This window comes from Bacillus sp. 7884-1 (assembly GCF_002272245.1).
Classification (GTDB): domain Bacteria; phylum Bacillota; class Bacilli; order Bacillales; family Cytobacillaceae; genus Neobacillus.
Genome location: NZ_NPDD01000019.1, coordinates 1 through 15,218, shown reverse-complemented (window position 1 = coordinate 15,218; position 15,218 = coordinate 1). Strand labels below are relative to the sequence as shown.

Below are 15,218 nucleotides of genomic sequence, written 5' to 3'. Positions count from 1 at the left end.
CTCTCATGGAAAATATGAAAATGACCATCCAATATTTGCAATATCTTAATTCAATGTATAAAAGGATTTTAGACGAAGTGGATGTTGGGGTCCATGCAGTAGATGCTTCAGGGAATACGGTTATCTATAATAATAAAATGGCCCAAATTGAATCGATGGACCTTCTAGATGTGATGAATAAGAATTTATTAGACGTCTTTATGTTTAAAGAAAATCAATCTAGTACACTTGTAAAAGTCCTCCAAGATAGAAAAGAAACAAAGAATGTTAAACAAACTTATTTTAATAACAAAGGCCGTGAAATTACCACCAACAACAATACGATTCCTATTTATGAAAACGAAGAGCTGCTGGGTGCTGTTGAAATCGCCAATGATGTGACAAAGCTTGAACGGTTAATAAAAGGGAATATCACCCGTAAAGGAAGCACTAGATATACTTTTGATAGTATTACAGGAAACAGTACAGCTATTAAGGAAGTCATTGAAGGTGCCAAGCGTGCAGCCCGGACATCTTCTTACGTCTTAATTGTGGGAGAAACTGGAACTGGAAAAGAGCTGTTTGCCCAGAGTATTCATAATGCAAGCAACCGATTTTCGGGCCCTTTCATCTCCCAAAACTGCGCTGCATTGCCTGATAATTTAATTGAAAGTCTTCTATTCGGAACAAAGCGTGGTGCATTCACAGGGGCCATTGACCAGCCAGGATTATTCGAACAGGCAAATGGCGGTACCTTGTTACTTGATGAGATTAATTCACTTAATCTAAATCTTCAGGCTAAATTGCTTCGTGCACTTCAAGAAAAAACCATCCGCCGTGTTGGGGATACAAAGGACACCCCGATTGATGTTCGGGTGATTGCAAATACCAACGAGGACCCAATTGATGCAATTACCAATAATCATCTGCGTAAAGACTTATATTATCGTCTTGGAGTTGTTACTGTCTTCATTCCGCCTTTAAGAGAGCGTAAAGAAGATATTCCACCCCTCGTCCAACATTTTATTAAGAAATACAATGAGCGTTTCCAAATGAATGTAAAGGGCTTATCAGATGAAGTGAAACAATCATTTTTGGAGTATGATTGGCACGGGAATGTTCGAGAGCTTGAACATATTATTGAAGCGGCAATGAATATTATTATGGAGGATGAAGAAATCATTGAATACTCGCATCTCCCCTTTCAATATCGCAGCAAATTGCATGTAAAAGAAAGGAACACTCCTTCTGTCTCCGTGGATATGTTTTTGAAAGAACGGACAGATACGACAGCTTTACTGAAGGATCAAATGGAATACTTTGAAAAGTCCTATATTGAACATGTCTGGAAAAATAATGATTACAACATTTCAAAAACTGCAGATGTACTAGGATTAAGCCGTCAAAGCCTTCAATATCGGATGAAAAAACTAAAAATAAAGCAAGATTAACAAGATTTTCTAAAAATGTCCGAAATTATTCAAAATATTTGCAGGAAATTGTCGATTTATAAAGGAATATATAAGTAGACCATAAAAAGGAGGAAAATTAATGAAGAAAATATTAACCTTACTTTGTACTAGTTTAATTGTTTTATTAATGTTAGTAGGTCCAGGAAATCCTGTACAGGCAGCACAAAATGTTGTGTTTTTAGGTCCAGTACCTGATTTTGAACACCCCCCTGGTTGCGGTTGTGAAGACTTGAAGCCACTTACTGGATCAGAGAGGAATAAAATTGTTTCTGATCTATTAAAAACTGATGTATTTAAAGGTGCACGTAAAGACCTTATGTCACAAGGTATTAAGTGGAATGGTGCAAACACTGTCGAGGTAATTAAAGTTGATGGTGCTCCCGTGTTAGTGGGTATTCCTTTTACAAAAGATGGCAATATCAAATTTTACGCTTTTGCATTTCTAGGCAATTAGAACTATCAGTCAGTCAAAAGAGGGTGACTCAAAAGGTCGTTGAATTACGACTACTTTGAGTCATTTTTTTATGCGAGCACTCATAGCATTCATTAGTGACCGGTTAGTTAATGGTTATATATCAACAAAGAAAATATAACTGAGCCTAAAAAAACAGGCTCTTAGGATCATACCTAAGAGCCTGAATATTCTTCTCGATTTTCAACAAAGACACGTTTCTGATTAATTATATTTTTTGTCAAAGTCAAACTCAACTTCCTCAAGTTTAACCACTTTCGTTTTCTTAATCAGTTTATATCCAAAATATAAACTAAGGAAAAACGGAATACCCAAGTAAGCTGCTACAACACCGCCCCAATCTATCTGGTCGGCAAGAAAGGCTTGGAAATTTTGGGCTACTATGACGATAAGTCCACAAGCAATAGCAAAGATGGGCCCAATCGGAAACCATTTTGCCCTATACGGTAACTTGTCTAATGAATGCCCTTGAGCGATAAGGGCTTTTCGGAACCGATAATGACTGATGGAAATACCCAGCCAAAAGATAAATCCAGTAATACTAATCGCGTTCATTAACCAAATATAGACTTTACCATCACCAAAAAAGGAAGCTAGAAAGGCAAGGGCACCTATAGCACATGTTAGAATGATACCTGCAACCGGAACACCACGATTGTTTAGTTTTCCAAAAATCCGTGGTGCTTGTCCCACTTTCGCCATCGAATACAACATACGTGTTGAAGCATACAAACTAGAATTACCAGCTGATAATAAAGCAGTTAAAATGACAGCATTCATGAGTGAAGCAGCAAAGGCAATCCCAGCCTTTTCAAAAATGAGGGTAAATGGACTTACCATCACACTATCATTTTGTAAATTCGGATTGGTATATGGAATAAGAAGACCAATCACAGCAATCGCCAAAATGTAAAAAATGAGAATTCTCCAGAAAACATTTTTAATCGCCTTTGGTACATTTTTTGCCGGATCCTTACTTTCTCCTGCCGTAACCCCTACAATTTCAGTACCTTGGAATGAAAAACCTGCGGCAATAAAAACAATAAATACACTTAAAATTCCGCCTGAAAAAGGAGCGTTATCCACTGTAAAGTTTTTAAACCCTACTGCTTCTCCTCCCATAATTCCGAAAATCATCAGGACGCCCACAATAATAAATAGTACGATCGCTGATACTTTAATTAAGGATAGCCAATATTCACCTTCCCCATAGCCCTTAACAGATAAATAGTTTAATAGAAATATAAGTGTCAAAAAGGTTGCACTCCATACCCAAGAAGGACTATCCGGAAACCAAAATTTCATAATCATGGTTGAGGCGGCTAATTCAGCAGCAATGGTCATTGCCCAGCTAAACCAGTAGGTCCATCCAACCGCAAAACCAAATGCTGGATCCACAAATTTTGTTCCATAGGTACTAAAGGAACCGCTTACAGGCATAAAAGCAGCCATTTCTCCTAAACTAGTCATGATAAAAAAGACCATTGCACCCACTATAGCATATGCAAGCAAGGCTCCCCCAGGCCCAGCTTGACTGATAGCTGCCCCACTGCTGAGGAACAGTCCAGTACCAATCGCACCTCCGATTGAAATCATTGTTAAATGCCTTGATTTTAACTCGCGTTTTAATGTCTGTTCTTGTGGTTGATTGACAGATTGCTGGAATTGTTTAATTTCACGTTCCTGTAACATTTACCTTCATCCCCCTTTAAGTAATTAATAGAAAACGGTTACAAACAAAAAAATGCTATTACTTTTTTAAAAGTAATATCCCCCTCGTAGAAGAAAAATCTATTAAGGGTACAAAAAAGTGTCTACAAGTCATGTTAAACAGACTTGTAGACACTTTTTTATATCGTGTCACAAGCTCCACCTTCCTTCTCATAAACGCTTACGAGGTTAGCTGTCGGATTCGGACCTACTGAGTAGCCCTACCTTAAAAAGGATTCACCCCTTGATTAATTCCATATGGTTCCCCCGTGCCTAAAAGGTTTCAGCGATTTAGAAATTTGAAACTATTTTCAATATTATAATAGTTGCTATTTTAAGAAAAGTAAAATAATTTATTACAAAAATATAAAAATAACCTGAATTTCCTAAAACACTGTCAATACTTCTAAAAATCGGAAAATTTTGTCAAATTCTTTATTCCACTACATCAAAATCATTATAGTAGATCACTTCACTCAGAAATTTGCACCCTGTTATACTCTTGTAAGTGGCTCTTGCTTCCTCTTGATTTTCGAACTCAAACATTTGAATACTCTTTTCTGAATACACCGTAATGACCCACATTAAATATCCCTCACCTCATTTTTTTATACTGAAACTACGCACTCCTGAAAATTTCCAATAAATCAAATCGTTTTTTTAATTATTGATTTTCACTATTGGCAACATAAAATAGTTTTATATCTTGTTCTTCTTTAATGCAAAAAGTGTGCCAACCAAATTCCCATTAGAAATATCCATTTACCTTATCCTATCGAGGTAATACCGCAAAGATTTTTTGCTCTATGCCAAAATATTTTGCACAATTATGTTAAAAAAGTTTGGTTATGCAAAGTTTTTTGATTACCGTTACATTTGCATGTTTAACAATCTCTAGGTAATACAAAAAAGCACCTCTATCAACAGAGGTACTTTTTTAAGTTACAGACATCTTTATTAGATTTGTAATGATGGTATCCTTCTCTGTCCGTTGTAACATAGACAATTACTGGCAAATGCCAGTATTATTTTCTAACTATTCTTCATCCATAATCTCATCAAAAGCCGCAGAAACTTTATCAAATTCCTCGTCGCTTTCAATTGCGGTTAAGTCTCCATCCGTGTCGACCTTTAGAAAGAAGATATCAATATCGTCTTCCGTTTCCTCTTTTATATCTTCTACAAATCCTACAGCGACATAATTAGTACCTTCTATATTGATGGAAGCTAGTACTTCTACTTCCTGCTCCTGATCTGTTTCATCACTAATGGTAAACACTTCGCCTACTTCAATATTAGCCATTTGAATCCTCCTCTCATATTAAGAATAAGCATTTCATTCAATCAGTATCTCTAAAAAAGCTGGAAATAATGCTAAAATAATAACTTATTTTTGCTCGATTACCTTTATAAACTCACGTAAATAGTCCGGTAGATCTGGCGGTCGTCTGCTTGAAACGAGGTGTCCGTCGACCACAACCGGTTCATCATACCAAGTTGCGCCGGCATTCTCCATATCATCCTTAATTCCAGGTGTACTTGTTACCTTCTTACCCTGCAAAATTTTTGCCGAAATTAACACCCAGCCAGCATGACAGATTTGTCCAATTGGCTTTTTGTTTTCTTCGAAATGCTGAAGCAATGTAAGGACTTCAGGAAAGCGGCGAATCTTATCTGGCGCCCAGCCTCCTGGCACCAAAATGGCATTGTACTCCGCCCCATTAATATCACTATAGCTGTAATCCGATTTAGCCGGTACACCATATTTTCCTATGTATTCTTCCTCGGCCTTCTCACCTGCTAAGTGAACGACGGCTCCCTCTTCTCTTAATCTGAGTATTGGATACCATAGCTCAAGATCTTCAAAATCATGATGAACAAGACTAACAACTTTCTTACCTTCTAAACGCATAATACTTCCCTCCTCCTTCCTGTTATTATGACATAGAAAATCCAAACCAACAAAAAGACACCACTTTTTTCTACTAATCAGTGGTGTCTAGAGTATTTACATCCAGCCAAAGAATCTAACTGTTTGGGTTATGATAAGTGGAACAAGTATTGCAATAACAGTTGGAATTAGGAAGGCTAAGAAAGTCCATTTTTTACTCTTTGTTTCTTTGTAAATGTTTAGAAGCGTTGTTCCGCATGGGTAATGTAGCAGAGAAAATAACATCATGTTTAGCGCTGTCAGCCAAGTCCAGCCGTGGTCTAGAAAGATTTGCTTTAAATCGACCAAGCTATCCACCTCTGTTAAGGAACCTGTTGATAAATACCCCATTAACAGGATGGGAAGGACAATTTCATTCGCTGGCAAGCCTAAAATAAATGCCATCATGATATAGCCATCAAGACCGAGCAACTTTCCAAATGGATCCAAAAACTCAACTGCGTACATCAATATACTTGTATCTCCAATAAATATGTTCGCAAATACCCATGTTAGAATCGCTGCCGGTGCAGCTACTTTCACCGCACGCATTAAAACAGACCATGATTTTGTTAACGACGAGCGAACCACAGTATCAAAAATCTTTGGTTTCCTGTATGGAGGAAGTTCTAACGTGTAGTGGGTCGGTATCCCTTTTAATGCTGTTTTTGAGAGCACCCAGGAGACAAAAAATGTAACAATAATACCAAACATGACAATCCCGACGATCACTCCAGTCGTAACAAGTGATTTAAGTCCACCAGTAAAATTTGCAGCCATAAATAACGAGGCTAATACAATTAACGTTCCCCAGCGACCATTACATGGAACGAAATTATTTGTCAAAATCGCAAGCATTCGCTCTCGAGGCGATTCAATAATTCTTGTAGAAATTACAGCTGCTGCATTACAGCCAAAGCCCATTGCCATCGTTAACGATTGTTTTCCATGTGCACCCACTCTTTTAAACAAACGATCCATATTAAAAGCAACACGTGGCAGGTACCCATAGTTTTCTAAAAGAGCAAACGTTGGAAAAAAGATTGCCATGGGTGGAAGCATGACACTTATCACCCAAGTTGTGCCCCGATATAAACCAAGGACGAGGACCCCATGAACCCACTCTGGTGTATTTAGAAAATTAAAAAATGATGTTAAATATTTCTCCATCGAACCAAAAAACTCTGCAAGCATAGATGATGGAATATTGGCACCCGCAATTGTTAAATAAAATAAAACACCCAACATCGTAAGCATAATCGGAAATCCAAAAATCGGTGAAGTGAAAATTGCATCAAGCTTTTCTGTCCTTGTGTCCCTTTTCGACTTTGTATACTTAATCCCTTCACTACAAAGGCGATGGCTTCTTTCATAGAGCTGCTGAACAATATCATCTCTCAGCTTAGCACTTGAAAGCTGCTGCGCCTCCATGTATAGCTGTTGAATACTCATTCTGCCACCTCCTTCTGTCCAAATCGCTGATTGATCTCATTCAATAATCTTTCATCTCCATCCAGCAATCTTAACGAAACCCAACGGGCAGACAGCTGATTTCCAACAAGCTCAAATACTTTTGGCTCTATTGTCTTTATTTGTTCTTCAATATTCTCAGGATAAGTCATTTGAACAGGTTGACATTCAATTGCTCCCGTCACAATCCGATCAATCGTATCAAGCAGCATTGGAAAACCTTTTTTGTTTCGTGCTGATATTTTAATGACGGGCACACCTAAACGGTTTGTTAGAATTCGTTCATTAATATTAATCCCTTGTTTTTCCGCCACATCAATTAAGTTAATACAAATGATCACATTTTTGGTCATTTCTAAAACCTGTAAGGCTAAGTTAAAGTTCCGCTTTTCCTGTATTCGGGTTACCAGCCAAGGCAATTCGATAACTATTCCCCATTTGCCATCAACACCCCTTCTATTTGTGAACTTTCCTCTTTTCTTAAGGCAATAGTGGTTTGACTGACTCGAAAAGCAATTGGGTCGCCTAAAGGACTTTTTCTAATCACTTCGACAATCGCTCCCGCCACGATCCTAAGTCTAATAATCTTCTTCTCATCACACCGTCAAGATTTAAAGAAGTGATTCGAATTAAATTTCCCTTTTCGCCATTCACGAGTTTTATTATTTTTGGTATACTCATATATCTTTCCCCTTTGTTAAAGTTTTTCCTTCGTGCAACTTTTTCTTAATTATATAAAAATATAGCAGTCTTGTGTCAAAATTTTTAAAAAAAATTAGCTACCTACAATTAGGCAGCTAATTTAAATAATATTTTTCAAGTCAAAACTTCCCTTAAAACTATACCAAGCGTAATTCCTATGAACATCGATGTTAGTGTACCCAATAGAAAATACTCTGCCCAGTTCCGGTCATCCATTTGTTTGAACCGCGCAATGGACTTGGCAGCTACAATAAATCCAATCGCTGGATAAGCACTATAAAAGGTTAAGACTAAAACTAATAATCTCTCAATATATCCAATTAATTTCCCGCGTGAAAGATCATGCTTGCCAAAAATCGTATAATTGTACTCCTCCGCCAACGCTCTATTCCCAGTATGATTCTTTGTATAGTTAGCTTCTTGTCGTTCATTTTTAAACGTATATTTACCTTCAAAGGTTAAAAGCTGATTAGGCAAGGAGCCTAAAAGAATCCTTATCAGGTGGCCACTTACAGTCGTTGCGAAAATAATCACGATAACGGTAAATAAAACCGAGTTTATGATACTCCATTTTTCTCCGCTCAGAAAAAATTCATAAATTGCAGCAAAATCTATCCCTAGAAACAACTTTCCAACAAGCAAAATACATACAAAATGCAGCAGTTGATCAACAATAAAGAAACTAACCCGTTTCATGTTTTCTTCGTTACTATTTTTGATAATATCAAGGAGCTTAATTTTAAGTATATCAATGAAATAATGGATAATAACGATAAAGAGTAATGGGTTAATCAGATGGCTAAAAATACCGTTTTCTTTATAGTTAAAAAGGTAAAAAACAATCAGTACTAGTCCATTCATCAGAAAATGGTGTCCGATATGCTTCTTAATATTATTAATTTTATCCTTTACCATTTCATCGGTTTGCAGATAAAAATCTGCAATGAGATGGGCGAGAATAAGGCATAAAAATAACATGGATTCTCCTCTCAAACGGTTTATTACTTAATCAAATTTATTTTTAAATGATTTCTAATCGATTCCATTAACGCTGCACTTACAGCTTGTGGTTTATCTAGATTATCGCTATAAGATTTTTCCTGTAGAGAGTCAAGGGTGGTAATCAATTTATAAAAAACAGATAGTATTTCTTCACTTTTACCTTTTTTATAATGGCTAGAGATAGTTGGTGCAGTTTTCCCGAGCAGTTTTGCTACTGCTTTTTGCTGCTCCAAAATAAAGTAAAATGTACAAACCTGCTCCTGAATCTGTGTTTGACCCTTCATCATGATTAACTGGACACTTAATAATGAATTTATTAATGTTTCAAACTCTGACCGAAACTGATTATACTGAAAAAATTGATTTTGATAAAATTGATCAAGTTCAAACTTAAATAAAGGTCTTACTTGTTCCTCCTTCAATAAATCATTCGCATACCTTGCCTGCTTTATTAAGGGATGAATCCACTTCTCTATATCTACTTCCTCTAACTCTTTGTCACTATCACCAAAGGACAATCCAAAATAAGGCGGATGGTCACGATATTTCCAAATCCTGCTTATAAAAAATGCTAAAATATAGGCAGTGGAATATCCATAACCAGCAAAGATGATCTCATCGCCCGCTCTGTGCTTCACTTTAACATGACCGATTTTCTCAGACCAAATCGTAACCCAGTTTACCAGCTCATCTAAGTATTTAGTCAATTCATCTCCCATGTCACCAGTCGAAGAGTTACTGACATCGAGAATAAAGATTGAGATAGGATAGTTCATCTTTTGCTCCTTTCACATAAAATTAGAGTATATAATCTAATTTTATAAAAATTAGAGTAAATAGTCAAACTTATGCCTTGTTTGATGAACCTATCTAACATCAGGAATTAAATGACAACAAAACTTCTCCATTCTTGCGGAAGGAGGTCCTGATATTGTCTTTGTAGAAATCGATCATCTACTAAAACAATGGTCCCATGGTCCTCTTCTGAACGAATTAATCTCCCGCCAGCTTGTAACACTTTATTCATACCAGGAAAAACATAGGCATAGTCATAACCGTTTCTTTCCTTCTTGGTAAAATGATCCTTAATAAGATTCCGTTCATAACAAAGCTGCGGAAGACCTACACCTACCACCACCACACCATTTAAGCGGTCACCCTTTAGATCCACTCCTTCTGAAAAGACTCCGCCAAGAACGGCGAATCCAATTAATGTCTCAGGTTGATTGGGCTTGAACTTTTTCAAAAATTCTTCCCTTTCCTCCTCAGACATTCCTGCACCTTGAAGCAAGGTATTAGTCCCTGGATATTGTTTAATAAACTCATCATATACAGCGAGCAAATATTGATAGGAGGGGAAAAAGGTTAAATAATTTCCAGGTCGATTTTGAACTAAGGAATGAATCATGGTTACAATGGCTGGCTTCGTTCTCTCGCGGTCACGATATCTAGTCGACAACGGCTTGATAAAAATATCAGTCTGTTCCTCTTTAAATGGTGAAGGAATCGAAAGTAAATAATCCTCATCTTGACCGCCAAGAATATCCTGATAATAAGAAAGTGGTGCAAGTGTTGCCGAAAAAAACACCTTCGAGCGATAGCCTTTTCCCATTTTCTGAAGCAATTTTGATGGATCAATACAAAATAGCTTTAGTGTTATATCGTTTTTATTTTTTTCTCCAAAGATGACATAATGTTCATCGAGTAAATCAACTATTTTCAAGAATGAATTCACCTGGAAGTACAGTTCCAAAAGGTTAGGAAAGGTTTCTTTTAATAAAACGATTTCGGCCCCTTCTTTAAACTGGTTCAGTAGCAGTATCAATTCTTCGTCTAACTGGTCTAAGGTAAATTCATTCAATTCGCCGCCATTCTTTTTCAAAGAAATAAACCAAGAATTGATTTGTGAAGCACTATCATAAATTCCTTTATTGACGGATTTAAACTCCTTTTTCAATTGGAGAAATAACTCTTTGTTAAGAGACGCAGAGAACATCTCTCTACCACGGTCAACTAGATTATGTGCTTCATCAATTAATAAAAGTGTGGACTTCTTTTGCTCTTCGAACAGGCGCTTCAATGATACACGCGGGTCAAAAATATAATTGTAATCACAAATGACAGCATCAGCTGTATAAGCAAGATCAATAGAGAATTCAAATGGACACACTGTATGTTTACGAGCATAGTTTTCGATTACCTCACGTTTCATACAGTTTTCATTGGCTGCAATATCTAAAATGGCTTCATTTATTCGATCATAATAACCATCAGCAAACTCACAATAATCCTTTTGACATTTTGTTTCATCCTTAAAACAAACTTTGTCTTTGGCTGTAATCGTAACATATTTCAAACAAAGCCCGCAGGACTGCATACGTCCGACTGCCTCTTCTGCAGTAGTCCGAGTTATGGTCTTAGCGGTAAGATAAAATATTCGATTTAAATTTCCTTCTCCCATAGCTTTGACGGCTGGAAACAAGGTGGATATCGTCTTACCAATCCCCGTTGGTGCTTTTACAAACAAACTCTTTTTCTCAGAGATCGTCTTGTAAACACTTCCAGCTAATTTCCTTTGTCCAGAACGGTAGGTGTCAAAGGGAAAAACCAATTGTTTACTGCTTTCATTTCGCTCTTTCCGATGATCATGAAGTAATTTTGCGTAGGGATAATAGGTCTCTACTACTTCCTGAACAAAACCCTCTAGTTCAGCAATGAAAAAGCATTTTTTCAAAAGCCTCTTTTCATCACTTTCAGCCTGTACATATGTAAGCTGTACAAATATTTCCTGTAACTGATGATCTTTGGCATATATATAGGCGTACATTTTAGCTTGTGCCCAGTGGACGGAAAGTCCATCATCTCCGAGATGTTCTAAGTGCTGTGAGGTGGATTTAATTTCATCGATAATTACTTCTCCATTCCGAAACAATAATCCATCGCATCTTCCATCAATTGAAAAAATAAGGTCCTTGACGGGAAAATCTGCTCGAAGATAGACCTCCTTTTGATCAGATTCTTGATATGTAAGTTGAATTTTTTGGTGAATTCTCGTTCCCTCTAACATCGTGGACTGTGACCTGAACCTAGAATCAATGCTTCCACTGCTATATACATGTTCCACGAGTGTTCTAACTGCTAGTTGAATGGTATTTGACAAGAATATCACCTGCTTTACAAATAAGAATATATGTTTGTATAAAGATTATAACAGAAACCCAAACATTTTTGGACATTCACTCAAAAATCTACTCTCACATAATCTAATGTCGAGAGGAGTAAGAAATTATGTATCTATTTACAAAGGAAAACATACACCAAATGGAGCTTGAAGCATGGAAAAAAGATGCGATTAATAGATTCGATGAGAGGATGATGGACAAAGAAAAGCACTTCCCTTGTATTCCAGCAACAATGGGATATCAGTTGAATAGGTTTTGCTTCGGATTTGTACCAAATCCTCAAAATCCGTTAGCCACTAAAGAATTAGCACTCTTGCTAAAGGAATACTCGATCGTTTACAAATCAATTGGTGCTTATACGTCACTTGTCATTTTTTATGAGCCTTCTCCAGAAAGAGCCGGAAATCCCACTGTAGAACAATATGAACAGACGTTTTGGGAACAACTGAATCTGCTCAGTAAAATAGATGAGATGGAATGGCCAAGTCATATCCCTGCTGATTCTATGCATTCAATGTGGGAATTTTGCTTTCACGGAGAACAATACTTTATGTACTGTGCGACCCCTTCACACAGTAATCGGTATAGTCGTCATTTCCCCTATTTCATGCTAGCCATAACACCTAGATGGGTACTAGAAAAATTCACCTCCTCACCCTTACATGCCGAAAAAATAAAAGCAAAGATAAGAGACAGACTAGCCAATTATGATTCCATTTCCATTCATCCTGATTTGAACACGTATGGACAAAAAGATAATTATGAATGGAAACAATATTTCCTTCGGGATGACCAAACAACATTATCAAAATGCCCCTTCCATAAAAAAAATAGAGAACAAGAGTGAACTTGTTCTCTATAGCTAGTTATGAACGAATTTGTCCGGTACCTTGGACAATTGCCTTTGATGTCGTAATTGCCCGCAGCCCCATTGGTCCTCGTGCATGAAGCTTTTGAGTACTAATTCCAATTTCCGCCCCATAACCGAATTGTTCTCCATCTGTAAATCGAGTAGATGCATTGTGATAGACAACAGCCGCATCCACTGCCTGTAAGAATAACCGTACATTTTCATCCTGTTCACTGATGATAGCTTCAGAATGCTTTGTACCATACTCATCAATATGTTGTATGGCTTCCTTCACATCTTTAACCAATTTCACTGCTAAAATTGGCGCTAAAAATTCAGTATTCCAATCCTCTTCCATTGCACTTTTTACAAATGGATAGTGAGTTGTCAGCTCTTCATCACCACGGAGTTCTACTCCCTTTTCGTTAAGAGAATGTAGTATATCGGAAACATACGGCCAACTTTCATGAATAAGCAGGGTTTCAGCGGCATTACAAACAGATACACGGTGCATTTTTGCATTAAACGTAATATCAATCCCCATTTGTTTTTTTGCGGTTTCATCAATGAAAACATGACAATTCCCAACACCTGTTTCAAGTACAGGGACCGTTGCATTTTCAATGACGGATTGAATTAAACCGGCACCTCCACGGGGAATTAGTACGTCAAGATATTGATTTAGTTTAAACATTTGCGCTGCCGTTTCCCTGCTTGTATCCTCGAGCAGCTGAACAGCATCTGCAGGGATTTTACTATCAGCAAGAGCTTCACGCATAACCTTTACAAGTGCCTTATTAGAATGAAGAGCAGAGGTACTTCCCCTTAAAAGAACAGCATTTCCTGCCTTTAAACAAAGGCTCCCCGCATCTACCGTTACATTCGGACGAGCTTCATACACCATCCCAATGACACCAAGCGGAACACGTACAGTATGAATCTGTAAACCATTTGGGCGCTCCCAAGCCTCAATAGTTTCACCGATTGGATCCTTGAGTTTGATCAATTGATGAATTCCTTCAACAATCTGCTCGATCCTCTCTTCTGTAAGCAATAACCGATCTAATAAGGAAGGGGTAAATCCTTTTTCCTCTCCCGCTCGAATATCCTTCGCATTTTCTGTAATAATCAATTCCTTCTCACTCAATAATCGGTCTGCCATCTTCGCTAAGGCTTCATTTTTTTCTTCCGTCGAAAGAATAGAAAGTACCTTAGAGGCTGATTTTAACTTCTTAGCCTTTTCTAATAATTCACTCATACAATACCTCGCTCCTTTGCAGACTAACCCAGTTATTACGATGAATCGCTTCTGCACGTTTATTGATTGAAAAGTTTTTCGTTTTATCACCAGGCAACCCTTTTACCATTTGTAAATTCTTTGCAGAATAATAGATTTGCCCTTTACCTATTAATTCACCTTTCTGATTGTGTACCTCGACAACATCCATTGCATTAAATTCACCAATAACGTTCGTAATACCTACGGGCAGCAGACTTTTTCCATTTGTAACAATGGCTGCTTCTGCCCCTTCATCAATTTCAACAATGCCAGCGGTTTGAGAATGAAAAGCAATCCATTGCTTTTTCATTTGCATTTGGGTTTCGAAGGAGCCGCCAATATAGGTCCCGTCTCCTTTACCCTCTAAAATCTTCGAAAGTTTTTCCTTCCCCTGCCCCTTCCCGACAAAGACGCTGACACCGAAGGAAAGTGCCTTTTTCGATGCCAACAGCTTCGATTTCATTCCACCTGTTCCAACCGAAGAACCACTTTCTCCTGCCTCTTCAAGAAGTTCTTCATAAACCCTTGGGATAAAATCATACTTCTTGGCGTCCTTTACGACTTTTGGATTACCATTATATAGCCCATTTACATCGGTTAAGATGATTAGAGCATTTGCATGTAAAAACCCGCTTACGAGCGCTGACAGCATGTCGTTGTCACCAAAGGTCAATTCCTCAATCGAGACCGAGTCGTTTTCGTTAATAATTGGTAAAACACCCCTTTGGAGGAGTTCAGATATCGTGCTATATAGATTATGAAACCGCTCCAGGCTATAAAAGTCCTCTCTAGTTAGTAGAATTTGAGCGGGTACAATACCAAACTCTTTAAATTGTAAAATATAATGCTGCATTAATAGTCCCTGTCCAACTGCAGCAGCTGCCTGCTTTCCTGCAACACTTTTTGGTCGAGCCGGATACCCAAGCGCTCCAAAACCTGCTGCGATTGCCCCCGATGAGATGAGAATGACATCGTGCCCTTGTTCTTTTAAATGGGCAAGTGCTTCGATGTGATCACGGATTTTTTCTTCAGATATCGTACCTGATGCTGTTGTTAGCGAGCTGCTTCCTATTTTTACAACTACGAGTTGTTTCTTCATCCTACTCTTACCCCTCTTTTAAGAATAGGCTGTGTTAAATTGGGCTGTTGATTTGTGCTCCAGGCGCTTCG

The 15,218-nt window shown here is 37.7% G+C and carries 13 protein-coding genes, 1 pseudogene and 1 riboswitch; of the genes and pseudogenes, 3 read left to right on the top strand and 11 right to left on the bottom strand.

Annotated elements, in window-relative coordinates:
- Positions 1–5 precede the first annotated feature (5 nt).
- Together CHI06_RS02600 and CHI06_RS02595 are read left to right on the top strand one after the other, a co-directional pair.
- On the top strand, positions 6–1,430 hold the full coding sequence (locus CHI06_RS02600; protein ID WP_306453796.1) for a sigma-54 interaction domain-containing protein: 1,425 nt from the start codon (positions 6–8) through the stop codon (positions 1,428–1,430).
- A 100-nt stretch (positions 1,431–1,530) separates the two neighbouring features.
- Positions 1,531–1,905, top strand: coding sequence for a hypothetical protein (locus CHI06_RS02595; RefSeq protein WP_095246864.1), 375 nt, complete (start codon positions 1,531–1,533; stop codon positions 1,903–1,905).
- Between the two features lie 222 nt (positions 1,906–2,127).
- Here CHI06_RS02595 and CHI06_RS02590 read toward each other — a convergent pair whose 3' ends face one another.
- The 9 genes and pseudogenes from CHI06_RS02590 to CHI06_RS02550 all read right to left on the bottom strand — a co-directional run bounded on the left by CHI06_RS02590 (position 2,128) and on the right by CHI06_RS02550 (position 11,897).
- Complete coding sequence (locus tag CHI06_RS02590) at positions 2,128–3,519, bottom strand: amino acid permease (RefSeq protein WP_257009146.1); 1,392 nt, start codon at positions 3,517–3,519, stop codon at positions 2,128–2,130.
- Between the two features lie 277 nt (positions 3,520–3,796).
- Positions 3,797–3,932, bottom strand: a riboswitch (cyclic di-AMP (ydaO/yuaA leader).
- 737 nt (positions 3,933–4,669) lie between these two features.
- Complete coding sequence (locus CHI06_RS02585) at positions 4,670–4,936, bottom strand: DUF1292 domain-containing protein (protein ID WP_095246862.1); 267 nt, start codon at positions 4,934–4,936, stop codon at positions 4,670–4,672.
- 84 nt (positions 4,937–5,020) lie between these two features.
- Positions 5,021–5,545 carry a type 1 glutamine amidotransferase domain-containing protein gene (locus CHI06_RS02580; protein WP_095246861.1) on the bottom strand — a complete coding sequence of 175 codons (525 nt, stop codon included), beginning with the start codon at positions 5,543–5,545 and terminating at the stop codon, positions 5,021–5,023.
- 96 nt (positions 5,546–5,641) lie between these two features.
- The gene (locus CHI06_RS02575) at positions 5,642–7,015 is read right to left on the bottom strand and encodes a nucleoside recognition domain-containing protein (protein ID WP_095246860.1); all 1,374 of its coding nucleotides are present in this window, start codon (positions 7,013–7,015) and stop codon (positions 5,642–5,644) included.
- Complete coding sequence (locus CHI06_RS02570; protein WP_095246900.1) at positions 7,012–7,386, bottom strand: FeoB small GTPase domain-containing protein; 375 nt, start codon at positions 7,384–7,386, stop codon at positions 7,012–7,014. The genes CHI06_RS02575 and CHI06_RS02570 overlap by 4 nt, the downstream gene beginning before the upstream one ends.
- A 74-nt stretch (positions 7,387–7,460) precedes the next feature.
- Positions 7,461–7,714, bottom strand: a pseudogene (locus CHI06_RS02565) (FeoA family protein).
- A 135-nt stretch (positions 7,715–7,849) separates the two neighbouring features.
- Positions 7,850–8,713 carry a DUF3307 domain-containing protein gene (locus tag CHI06_RS02560; protein ID WP_095246859.1) on the bottom strand — a complete coding sequence of 288 codons (864 nt, stop codon included), beginning with the start codon at positions 8,711–8,713 and terminating at the stop codon, positions 7,850–7,852.
- A gap of 23 nt (positions 8,714–8,736) precedes the next feature.
- Positions 8,737–9,513, bottom strand: coding sequence for a hypothetical protein (locus CHI06_RS02555; RefSeq protein WP_095246858.1), 777 nt, complete (start codon positions 9,511–9,513; stop codon positions 8,737–8,739).
- Positions 9,514–9,620: 107 nt separating this feature from the next.
- Positions 9,621–11,897, bottom strand: coding sequence for an ATP-dependent DNA helicase (locus CHI06_RS02550; RefSeq protein ID WP_095246857.1), 2,277 nt, complete (start codon positions 11,895–11,897; stop codon positions 9,621–9,623).
- Between the two features lie 128 nt (positions 11,898–12,025).
- On the opposite strand from CHI06_RS02550, the gene CHI06_RS02545 reads away from it, so the two are divergent.
- Entirely contained in the window at positions 12,026–12,766 is a 741-nt protein-coding gene (locus CHI06_RS02545) for a YqcI/YcgG family protein (RefSeq protein ID WP_095246856.1), read from the top strand.
- A gap of 19 nt (positions 12,767–12,785) precedes the next feature.
- Here CHI06_RS02545 and CHI06_RS02540 read toward each other — a convergent pair whose 3' ends face one another.
- Both CHI06_RS02540 and proB read right to left on the bottom strand, forming a co-directional pair.
- Entirely contained in the window at positions 12,786–14,027 is a 1,242-nt protein-coding gene (locus CHI06_RS02540) for a glutamate-5-semialdehyde dehydrogenase (protein ID WP_095246855.1), read from the bottom strand.
- Positions 14,020–15,147, bottom strand: a complete 1,128-nt coding sequence (proB, locus tag CHI06_RS02535) for a glutamate 5-kinase (RefSeq protein ID WP_095246854.1) — start codon at positions 15,145–15,147, stop codon at positions 14,020–14,022. Before proB ends, CHI06_RS02540 begins: the two co-directional genes overlap by 8 nt.
- Between the last annotated feature and the right edge of the window lie 71 nt (positions 15,148–15,218).

Excerpts from the sequence above, each read along its gene's own strand:
- CHI06_RS02600 (WP_306453796.1), top strand. The coding sequence starts at position 6 with ATGGAAAATATGAAAATGACCATCCAATATTTGCAATATCTTAATTCA.
- CHI06_RS02595 (WP_095246864.1), top strand. The coding sequence starts at position 1,531 with ATGAAGAAAATATTAACCTTACTTTGTACTAGTTTAATTGTTTTATTA.
- CHI06_RS02590 (WP_257009146.1), bottom strand. The coding sequence starts at position 3,519 with ATGATTTCAATCGGAGGTGCGATTGGTACTGGACTGTTCCTCAGCAGT.
- CHI06_RS02585 (WP_095246862.1), bottom strand. The coding sequence starts at position 4,936 with ATGGCTAATATTGAAGTAGGCGAAGTGTTTACCATTAGTGATGAAACA.
- CHI06_RS02580 (WP_095246861.1), bottom strand. The coding sequence starts at position 5,545 with ATGCGTTTAGAAGGTAAGAAAGTTGTTAGTCTTGTTCATCATGATTTT.
- CHI06_RS02575 (WP_095246860.1), bottom strand. The coding sequence starts at position 7,015 with ATGAGTATTCAACAGCTATACATGGAGGCGCAGCAGCTTTCAAGTGCT.
- CHI06_RS02570 (WP_095246900.1), bottom strand. The coding sequence starts at position 7,386 with ATGACCAAAAATGTGATCATTTGTATTAACTTAATTGATGTGGCGGAA.
- CHI06_RS02560 (WP_095246859.1), bottom strand. The coding sequence starts at position 8,713 with ATGTTATTTTTATGCCTTATTCTCGCCCATCTCATTGCAGATTTTTAT.
- CHI06_RS02555 (WP_095246858.1), bottom strand. The coding sequence starts at position 9,513 with ATGAACTATCCTATCTCAATCTTTATTCTCGATGTCAGTAACTCTTCG.
- CHI06_RS02545 (WP_095246856.1), top strand. The coding sequence starts at position 12,026 with ATGTATCTATTTACAAAGGAAAACATACACCAAATGGAGCTTGAAGCA.
- CHI06_RS02540 (WP_095246855.1), bottom strand. The coding sequence starts at position 14,027 with ATGAGTGAATTATTAGAAAAGGCTAAGAAGTTAAAATCAGCCTCTAAG.
- proB (WP_095246854.1), bottom strand. The coding sequence starts at position 15,147 with ATGAAGAAACAACTCGTAGTTGTAAAAATAGGAAGCAGCTCGCTAACA.